Raw genomic sequence first — 8093 nt, 5'->3', positions numbered from 1 at the left:
GCTCGGCAGTTGCAGGTTAAATGGCGACACGCTCTTCTGGGGGAAGCGTGTCCAGACGTTGCCGAGCGAATAATAGCCTGCCGATTGGCCCTGGAACGCTGTTGGTCCAGTGACATTGGCGGCACCGCCGGCGTCGTTGAAGAAGCCGTTCATCTGCGAGGCGACGTCAGCACGAGCCACGCCGATCAAGGCGAAATGCGACGCGGCAACTATTGCGAGGCACGCCGCTACCCTCCTGCCGAACGGGCGCCGCCGCCCCTGCTCTGGTCCCTGTTCCATCAATAGTCGCTCCCCACCTTCGTGTTGGTCAGCATGAAGATGCGATCCATGATCTCGTCGGCGCTGAGCACACCGTATCCGACTGGGATCGTCCGCTTCGTCTGCGTGTCGAACAGGACCAGTGCCGGCGTTTCATTGCCGGGCACGCCCATCCTCGATCGCTGGCCGGAATCGACCACGTAGTTGGGGAATTCCTTGTTCGGCCCGCCATCCATCGAGACGGCCATGACCGACATCCTGTGGCTGTCGGTCACCGAGCGAAGGATTGGTGCGAACACTTCGCAAGCACCACAACTCTGCGCGTAGAAATAAAACAGGCCATAGCGCTGACCGAGGCTGGTGCGATTGTCCAGCCAGAGGCGCTTGCCCACCGTCGAGACCGGCCGCTGCAGCGTGTAGTCGAGATCGGGGTTCTGCCAGAGCGCCCGCTGCCAGGTGTCAGAGAAGGTGGACGCCCGGTCGAGCTGCTCACGCTGGAAACGGACATAAGCGATGACATTGGCCTCGGTCGGCTCGAGAATCGCGCGCGCCTTCAATTCGTCGAGCTGTTTGCTGATGGTTGCGATTCGATCGGCCGCGCTCACCAACGGCTCGGGTGTGGCGCTAGGCGGGGCCTCGGCCGGCTTCGGCTTGACGCAATAGAACCATTGGCCGAGCTTGCGCTCTCCACAATAGAAATCGTCGGGCACGTCCTGCTCGATCGCATCGCGGGCGGCGGAAGTCTCTTGGGCTCTGAGCGGAACCGCCGCGCCCACCGGCGACAGGCCCAGCAGGAGCACCGCAAGCCTAGCGAATCTCATCATCGCTGGACGTCCTTTTGTCGGATGGAGCGGGTTGCGCGGAGGAGGACGGATGCTGCGGGTGGGCAGCTTGGCCGTCCCAGGCTGCGAAGTGGATGCAGCAGTCAAAGGCGCGGGGGACGGTGGCAGCTCCGCAGCCGTGCGGTGTCGCTGGCGCCGCGGGCGGCGAAGCAGCCAGCAAGGCGATCAGCGCCGGCAACTCAATTATGAAGAGCGCCATTTTCCAACTCCTCTTTGGTCAGTCTCAGCAACGCCAGCATCAGGGCGACGTCGATCAGCCGCGTTCCCTGATCGAGCAGCGGGATAATCCCGCCGACGAGGGGATACGCCGCGTGCCTTCCCGCTTCTGCTGGCAACAGCTTGTCGCCATCCGCCACGAGCCAGCCCTTGGCACCCATCTTCAAAATGGCCCTAATCAGGACTTTCCTTGGGACGGCGCATTCAAACCAGGTGCCCAAGGTCTCCAGCACGCCCTCGAACCGCGGCGGTTGCTTCGCCCGGTAGGCCGCAAGGTAGATCGCGAGCTCGAGCACGGTCATGTCCCACTCGCAGACGAGATCCGCGGTCGAGATGGCGGAGTCATTTGCCGTGGAGGTCATAATAGGCCTGAATCTTGTCCTGAATGTCGGACATCGTCTGGACCTCATCGGGCAGTTTTGCTGCGTCCAGGAAGTCCGAGTAAACGTCGGTGAAATCCATCACCGACAGATCGAGCCTCGCGAATTCATCGACCGTGAAGCCCTGACACTGCTCCTTTTTCGCGCTTCCCCATGGCTTGCCGAGCTGTGGGCGACCCTGCTCTTGCAGGACACGCGAAAGCTTGCTCTCGAAGCAGCAATAGGCGGTGCGCTTGGTCGAGCAGATCCCAAGGAAGCTCGACGAGCAATAGCTGCCGAGATTGTGGCAAAGGCCCATCCGATCTTTGATGTCGAGCTTCATTTCGTCCTGGCTACAAGCGAACAGGACGAGAAACGGCGTGGCGAAGGCGGCGATTGCGGCCGGCCCACCGGCAAGCGCAGCTGCACCAGCACCGAGCGGCACGAGGCCCGACACCTTTCCCGCGCAGCAGTTGATCAGGCCGAAAACAGGTTTGTGGCAGGTCTCGCGCGTGCCGGTGAAAACCTTGAAGTCGGCCTCGTTGAACTCCTTGCCGGCTTGATCGAGCGCATGAAGCCCGACGAGCGCATCCCTGAATTCGGTTGACGCCTCGCGGACGATCGGTTCGCAATCGCCGTTGATGCAATAGACATCGTCCCCGCAGATATACTGCTTGTCGCCCCCGACGGTGCTCGCAGGGGTCGGACAGCGGTACACTTTCTCCGCGACCCTGCAGGGCCCGCTCTGCGGGTCATCAAGGCATTCTTCACGGAGGAAGGTGCAGGACCGGTTGCTCTCCAGATCGCCGCAATCGTTGCCCGCCGACATGACGTTGCAGGTGAAGTTTTGCTTCCATGCCCAGCACGATTGCGTGACGGGTACGCCATCGATGATTCGGGTCTCGGGGCCTTCTGTGCAGACTTCCCCGGCCGGATCAGCCGTGCACATCGTATCTCCGGCCATGGCTCCGCAGCCATCGACCCTTTTGGTCGTCACCTGCGTTTCGGTCGTCTTGGCGTGCCAGCCTTGCCCCGTGATCGGGCTTGGAAGGAGGGATAGATCGGTCAGGTTCTCAGAGCAGACATATTCGGTCGCGTTATAGTCGTCGCAGAACTTGTTGGTCGAAACGCCGTAAATCCTGTGAGCCTGACAAGCCTGCATCACGACGCCGGTCGGCCGGCAGACATCTGAAGCCAGGTGCGGCGCCATCGCGTCATATCGGGCAAAGGGGGTGCCGTACGCACCGTTTGGCACGACGAAAAACTTGTACGCGTCGACGGTCGTGGTCTCGGGCACCATGGTGATCGAGCATGATCGTGGCTCCTGCTCGATCTTGGTTCCCTGATTGCATGTGGCTTCGTAGTAGCCGCTCGTTCCCGAACCCGGCGGGAGCGGCGTGCAGGTTCCGCTGGTGCTGCCGTACGCTTCGCCCGCGAGATAGGCCGACGGGTCGCTTTGGACGGTCGTTGCGCGGTTCGTCGTTGCCAGGATCTCGGCGTTGCTGAATGTCGGGCGGGTGCGATCGGCGTCCGTTGTGACCCGGTAGCTTTGGTCTGAAGATTTCTGCGCCTGGGCATCCGCGACGAGCTTGTCCGGGTCGTCATAATAGGTCGTCTGGGGCTGGCTGGTGCCTGTATATCCTGGAACAGTCGCAGCCTGCGCGTCACTGGACGGAATCAGTGAAGAATCGTTTCTCTTCTCCTGCGCCATCGCCCTGCCCTCGGCGCGAGCTTGATCGACGGTCATCTCTTGCCCGGCGACCGGCTCGACCGTGAGCAGCAGGGCGCACAACACGCCCAGGAGGCGGCGCACGATCATTGCCGGTCGCGCTTCATGTTGGAGAGAGCCACCGCCGCTACGCGGGCGCCCGGGCCGCTGCCGTCCGCGAAAGTCGAGAGCGCATATTCCACCGTCACGTTACCGATCATGCGGTCGTAAGGCGGCACCTTGGTCTGGCAGGAAAAACCGGCGCACAGATCGAAGTCCGAGGAGACCGTTATATAGGTCGGGACGGCCTGAACATCGAACGCACGGAAGAGCCGGGGATCGATGCCGATGCTGGCGAACTGCCCCTTGTCGACCACCTTGCCGAGCCGTGCCACAAACTCCTTGGCGGAATTGTTCGGAAAGCCCCTGAACACGACCACGCCGCCGGCGCTCGAGGTATCGCGCACGAGCTGCTTCAATGTCGCGTCCGGCATCGACAGGCTTGCGAAGACGATGAACTGTGGCGCCTCCCCGCCCTTCGCGCTCGCATTCTGGGACGCACCCTTGACGATCTCGTCGAAATCGACCGGACCTGCCGGACCCTTCGGAAGCTCGGTCGTCGCAATCTTGCGCATATTGTCAGTTCCGCCGTCGCGGACCTGAGCGGCCTCCTCCCGGAACCGGTCGCCCCTGTCCTTGACCTGATCGACAAAGGCCTGGGCCTCCGCGGCGAGGTCGGCCGAGCGCTGCTTGACCGCCTGAACGTCTACGCCGTCGACGGTCTGAGCGAGCAGCACGGACACACCGGCGGTGCCCAGGATCGCGAGGATGCCGATGGTGAGATAGCGCATCGTCAGACCCCTAGAGCACGCAGCAATTGCGCTTGCGCCAAACGAGGTAGCCCATGTCCTCGCCGCCGGCGGGATAGGCACGACCAGCGTCGGGCGGCATGGTGGAGGCACCGATCGCGGAGCAGGCGAAGCGCCCGCTGACGGTCGGGATCGGATTGACCATCTGGAAGCGGTACTGCTGCTTCCGCATAATCGGCATGAGATACTTCTTGCAGAGCCCGGCCGATCCCATCGTCCCCCAGGCAAGTGCTTCGCGGTGCATCTTGAAAGCGAACCGCGAGAGCGCGAGCCGCGAGGACTGGACGTGCCCAATCGAGGACGGAATGTTGCCGTTGAGCGGATACATCGAGCCCTGACAGCCTGCGCACCAGAATAGCGGATCGAGCGGCAGATGGACGGTGCCGGCGATGCAATCGCCGGCGCAGGCGGCCTGCGCGATAGGATTGGCGAACACGATCGCCTCGGGATTGATGAGCGCCGCCAGCGAGTCATCCTGCCAGAGCGGATCGACCTCGGTCATGTAGGCGATGTCGAATGACGCCTGCTCGAAACAGGCGAAGTCGGTCAGGATCTCCATCCAGTAGAGAAGCGGATAGACATACCAATGGACGTGCCATTTGGCCGTACTTTGGGAGCGGCCGCCGACCATGGATGGCCCGGTCAGATAGCCCTGGCCGATATCGAATCCCGGCGCGATCCGGATGCCACCGAGGTTGGGGAAGCACCACGGCTTCATCGTCACGTCCGCAAGGCGCGCCGGCTCCCAGAACCCCACCGATATGCCGATGCGCGGGAGCGGGTCGGCGCAGGCGCAGATCGGCGACGCGGGATTGCTGGGATCGGGGCGGCTGCTCGGCCAGATCTTCAAGGCACCGACAGACAGCGGAAAGAGGCAGGACCAGCAGACATCGGTGATCGGATTGACGAACTTGCCATTGCAGGTCGGCCCGGCCGCCGCTGCCGGTGGCGACAGGGCGACCATTGCGAGGAGGAATGTGAGTGTGCCGATGGCGCTGCGAAGGGACCCGATCACTCCACGCCTCCGATGTCGTCGAGAAAAGCCCGGTCGGCGCGCTGCTTTCGGACCAGGTAGAGGCAGGTGAAGGCGGCGGTCGTGCAAAGCAGGACAGCAGCGCCGATGGGCGCGGCCCGGCCGACCGCATGGCGGAGCGGCGAGAAGAGACCGACGACCAACGCGCATGTGATGCAGAGTGCCTGCCAGACGAAGCGCATGCGCCGCAGCGTCGGCGTCTCCGGAGCCGCCATCGGCGTGCGAAGGAGATCGAGCCAGAGCGGCATCAACCCGCCCTCCCCTTCTTCACCACCTGCTCGGAAACGCGCATCACGCGGCCGTTCTGCTGCACGACAGCCGGCGTGTGCTCGATGCCGAAGCGAGAGGTGAGCTTGCCCTCCTGATCGAAGTAAAACCGGCGCTTCCGGTTCGTCATCTCCTCGATCGGCGAGCCGCTGACGAAGATGATCTTGGCGTTGAGGTCGGTATCCCGGCTCGTGGCCCACGCGACCTGGTCGGCATCGTCGCCGTCGACGAACACCAGCGTCTGCCTGATCGCCACGAAGTCGAGCGGGTTAATCCGTTGTCCGGCGCGGCCGATGAGGTTGCCCTTCTGGTCGCGGATATCGTGCTCAAGCTGGACCGTGGGATCATAGGTCCAGTCCCTGGACTCGATTGCTGGCGAGAGGCCCGCAACCGGGGTGGGTCGCCGAACCTTCGCTTCGACGCGCTTAGCGAACATCTCGTTGGTGCGCGCGAGCTCGCCGGTCGATTCAGCGCGCTTTAGCCGCGCTTCGATTGTCGAAAGCAAATCCGGCTCGATAACCGGGAAAGCCTGACCCGTCTGCCCATAGTCGCGCGCCTCGATACGCGCGGGGCTGGTGACGAAGGCGACCACACCGAGGAGTACCGCCCCGCCGCCAGCTGCGAGCAGGCGCTTCACAGCACGGGCTCCCCGACGCCGATAATCTGCCGGCCGCAGATGAACCCGATCTCAGCGTAACGGCTGTCGAACCCATCGCGATGGGGAGACCCGGCATAATAGCAGCCCGACGGGATCACACCCTCCGCGCCCGGCGTCAGCGGCTCGCCGAAGCGCGTGAGCGGCTTCGTCCGCCCGACAGGGTTGTCGTTGATCATCACGACCATACCGCGATGCGCGACGACATCGCCCGGCACGCCGTAGACGATCTTGCCGAACATCTGCGGTTTCGCGCCGAAATGGCGGCGCAGAAGCGCGCTCTGCGGGGGATCGAAGAACACATAGTCGCCGCGGGCCGGCAATTGGTGCAGGCGTATGAGGAAAGCCCAGTTAGGGAGCGAATCGCTCGCGTTGATGAGGAAGACGTGGCTGTCGCGCCAGGCGCTGATCGCACTGACCAGACCCGTCCCGACGAGCGCGACAACCAGCATCGCCCACAGACGCTTGCGCGGCCGCCAGCGCGGGGGGGAGAGCTCACTGGCCGCCGTTGCCATCGGGCCCTCCAAAGGTTGAGACCGACGGTCTGGGGATCCGCCCCGGCACAGCCTGCGGCATCGGCTGGGATAGCGGCCCAGCAGCGGATGGGTCCTGCGGCGAGAGCGCCTGCGCGCCGGCCATCGGATCGACCTGGCCTGGTGTCGCCAACGGTGCTTGCCGGGACGCGGCGAGAGCCGATTGCGCGGCCGACAGTTCCTGCATGCGCTGCAGCTGCTCGACAGATACGCGCTTCGGCTCCGGAACACCCGACGCGAACACTGCCTTCTTCAGGCTATCCGTTATGTCCGGCACATTCTTGGTGAGGATCGCCTCGCCGACCAGCACCACCTGCCCGACCTCACTGCGGCGCTGAAGCTCCCTATCGAGGGAAGACATGAAAGCCCTCATTTCGGCCTGGACCCGATCGGGCGGCGAGCCCGAGAATCGCTGGGCCTCAACATAATCGCCCACCAAAGCAGACAGCCTGGCCGACACGATATGGTCCTGCTTTGGCGCCGTGAGCGCGCGCGTAACCCACATCCCCCAGATCAACACTGCGAGCACGACCAGGCCGATCAGCATCTGTTGCCGGGTGAAGCCTCCAAAGCCGATCCGGCGCTTGGGAAGCGCGGCTTGGGGCGCGGGAGGTGCGGGGGGCAAGTCGAGTTCGGGTTGCTCAGCCATGATCGCGGCCCCCTTCCTGCGTGCGGTCGGGCAGGATGCGATCCCGACGGAAGGTGATCACCGCCGCCGAGAGGATCATGTGAGCGATCGCGAAGATGTTGAGAAATGCGCCGGTCCGGGCCTGATCGGCCGCGACATAGCGCATGGTGAAATTGTTGAGCTGGTGGATGAAGCCGTCGAAGGAGAAGCCGCCGATCGCGAGGAAGAACAGGAAGAACAGCCCCCAGGTGATCAGCAGCGTGCTGCCAAGGAATCCAAAGCCGTGGAGCGTGAAGTAGAGGACGGCCCGCCATTCGGCCGCCGTCAGCCTGCCCTTGCGCGCCCTCGCGATGGTCACATCGTCAGCGTTTGTCGCCATGATCTTACTCCGCAGCGATCGCGATCTCGTCCGCCTCGACGAGATTGCTCACCCATTTTTCGGGATTGTCGGGAAAGGCGATCCGCTCGATCGCTTCGTCCATGCTCATGCCTTCCGCGATCAGCGCGTCGATCGCAGCGAACGTCCTCGGACTCGAGGAGAAGAGCGTGGCTGAATAGGGATCGAGCACGAGACGGCCGACAGCGAGCGTATCGGGTCCTTTGATCATGATGTCCGAATATTCGAAGCCATTGCGCTTGAGCGACCGCAGCAAGGCGTCGGTGTAATCATCCATCTCGAAGCGATCGTGCTTCTTGAAGTCCGCGATCGTCTCCGGCTTCTGCTG

The 8093-nt window shown here is 63.5% G+C and carries 11 protein-coding genes and 1 pseudogene; all 12 read right to left on the bottom strand.

The features are described from left to right. Positions 1 to 213: conjugal transfer protein TraH (locus B7Y89_RS17660; RefSeq protein ID WP_292940739.1), on the bottom strand; the 213-nt coding region annotated here is incomplete at its 3' end. Positions 214 to 278: 65 nt separating this feature from the next. Beyond that, positions 279 to 1082, bottom strand: a complete 804-nt coding sequence (locus tag B7Y89_RS17655; protein WP_292940734.1) for a conjugal transfer protein TraF — start codon at positions 1080 to 1082, stop codon at positions 279 to 281. Positions 1083 to 1279: 197 nt separating this feature from the next. Then, on the bottom strand, positions 1280 to 1678 hold the full coding sequence (locus tag B7Y89_RS17650) for a hypothetical protein (RefSeq protein WP_292940731.1): 399 nt from the start codon (positions 1676 to 1678) through the stop codon (positions 1280 to 1282). Then, a complete protein-coding gene (locus tag B7Y89_RS17645) occupies positions 1659 to 3494 on the bottom strand; it encodes a conjugal transfer protein TraN (RefSeq protein WP_292940728.1) in 1836 nt (611 codons plus the stop codon). The genes B7Y89_RS17650 and B7Y89_RS17645 overlap by 20 nt, the downstream gene beginning before the upstream one ends. Beyond that, positions 3491 to 4234, bottom strand: coding sequence for a type-F conjugative transfer system pilin assembly protein TrbC (gene trbC / locus B7Y89_RS17640; protein WP_292940725.1), 744 nt, complete (start codon positions 4232 to 4234; stop codon positions 3491 to 3493). Before trbC ends, B7Y89_RS17645 begins: the two co-directional genes overlap by 4 nt. 10 nt (positions 4235 to 4244) lie before the next feature. Beyond that, positions 4245 to 5264: a conjugal transfer pilus assembly protein TraU gene (gene traU / locus B7Y89_RS17635; RefSeq protein ID WP_292940737.1), complete on the bottom strand. Its 1020-nt coding sequence runs from the start codon at positions 5262 to 5264 to the stop codon at positions 4245 to 4247. Next, the gene (locus B7Y89_RS17630) at positions 5264 to 5533 is read right to left on the bottom strand and encodes a hypothetical protein (protein WP_292940722.1); all 270 of its coding nucleotides are present in this window, start codon (positions 5531 to 5533) and stop codon (positions 5264 to 5266) included. The genes traU and B7Y89_RS17630 overlap by 1 nt, the downstream gene beginning before the upstream one ends. Beyond that, positions 5533 to 6189 carry a type-F conjugative transfer system protein TraW gene (gene traW / locus B7Y89_RS17625; protein ID WP_292940719.1) on the bottom strand — a complete coding sequence of 219 codons (657 nt, stop codon included), beginning with the start codon at positions 6187 to 6189 and terminating at the stop codon, positions 5533 to 5535. Before traW ends, B7Y89_RS17630 begins: the two co-directional genes overlap by 1 nt. Continuing rightward, positions 6186 to 6722 (bottom strand): S26 family signal peptidase, encoded by a 537-nt coding sequence (locus tag B7Y89_RS17620; RefSeq protein WP_292940717.1) that lies wholly within the window; start codon positions 6720 to 6722, stop codon positions 6186 to 6188. The genes traW and B7Y89_RS17620 overlap by 4 nt, the downstream gene beginning before the upstream one ends. After that, positions 6703 to 7389 (bottom strand): type-F conjugative transfer system protein TrbI, encoded by a 687-nt coding sequence (locus tag B7Y89_RS17615; protein ID WP_292940715.1) that lies wholly within the window; start codon positions 7387 to 7389, stop codon positions 6703 to 6705. Before B7Y89_RS17615 ends, B7Y89_RS17620 begins: the two co-directional genes overlap by 20 nt. Then, complete coding sequence (locus tag B7Y89_RS17610; RefSeq protein WP_292940713.1) at positions 7382 to 7747, bottom strand: hypothetical protein; 366 nt, start codon at positions 7745 to 7747, stop codon at positions 7382 to 7384. The genes B7Y89_RS17615 and B7Y89_RS17610 overlap by 8 nt, the downstream gene beginning before the upstream one ends. A 4-nt stretch (positions 7748 to 7751) precedes the next feature. Continuing rightward, positions 7752 to 8093, bottom strand: a pseudogene (locus tag B7Y89_RS17605) (type-IV secretion system protein TraC); the annotation flags it as partial.

Source organism: Novosphingobium sp. 32-60-15 (assembly GCF_002280675.1).
Classification (GTDB): Bacteria; Pseudomonadota; Alphaproteobacteria; order Sphingomonadales; family Sphingomonadaceae; genus Novosphingobium.
Note: the sequence above shows the minus strand (reverse complement) of the source record. Positions and strands in the feature narration are given on the sequence as shown.

Coding starts and splice junctions, on each gene's coding strand:
- B7Y89_RS17655 (WP_292940734.1), bottom strand. CDS start 1,082: ATGATGAGATTCGCTAGGCTTGCGGTGCTCCTGCTGGGCCTGTCGCCG.
- B7Y89_RS17650 (WP_292940731.1), bottom strand. CDS start 1,678: ATGACCTCCACGGCAAATGACTCCGCCATCTCGACCGCGGATCTCGTC.
- B7Y89_RS17645 (WP_292940728.1), bottom strand. CDS start 3,494: ATGATCGTGCGCCGCCTCCTGGGCGTGTTGTGCGCCCTGCTGCTCACG.
- trbC (WP_292940725.1), bottom strand. CDS start 4,234: ATGCGCTATCTCACCATCGGCATCCTCGCGATCCTGGGCACCGCCGGT.
- B7Y89_RS17630 (WP_292940722.1), bottom strand. CDS start 5,533: ATGCCGCTCTGGCTCGATCTCCTTCGCACGCCGATGGCGGCTCCGGAG.
- B7Y89_RS17620 (WP_292940717.1), bottom strand. CDS start 6,722: ATGGCAACGGCGGCCAGTGAGCTCTCCCCCCCGCGCTGGCGGCCGCGC.
- B7Y89_RS17615 (WP_292940715.1), bottom strand. CDS start 7,389: ATGGCTGAGCAACCCGAACTCGACTTGCCCCCCGCACCTCCCGCGCCC.
- B7Y89_RS17610 (WP_292940713.1), bottom strand. CDS start 7,747: ATGGCGACAAACGCTGACGATGTGACCATCGCGAGGGCGCGCAAGGGC.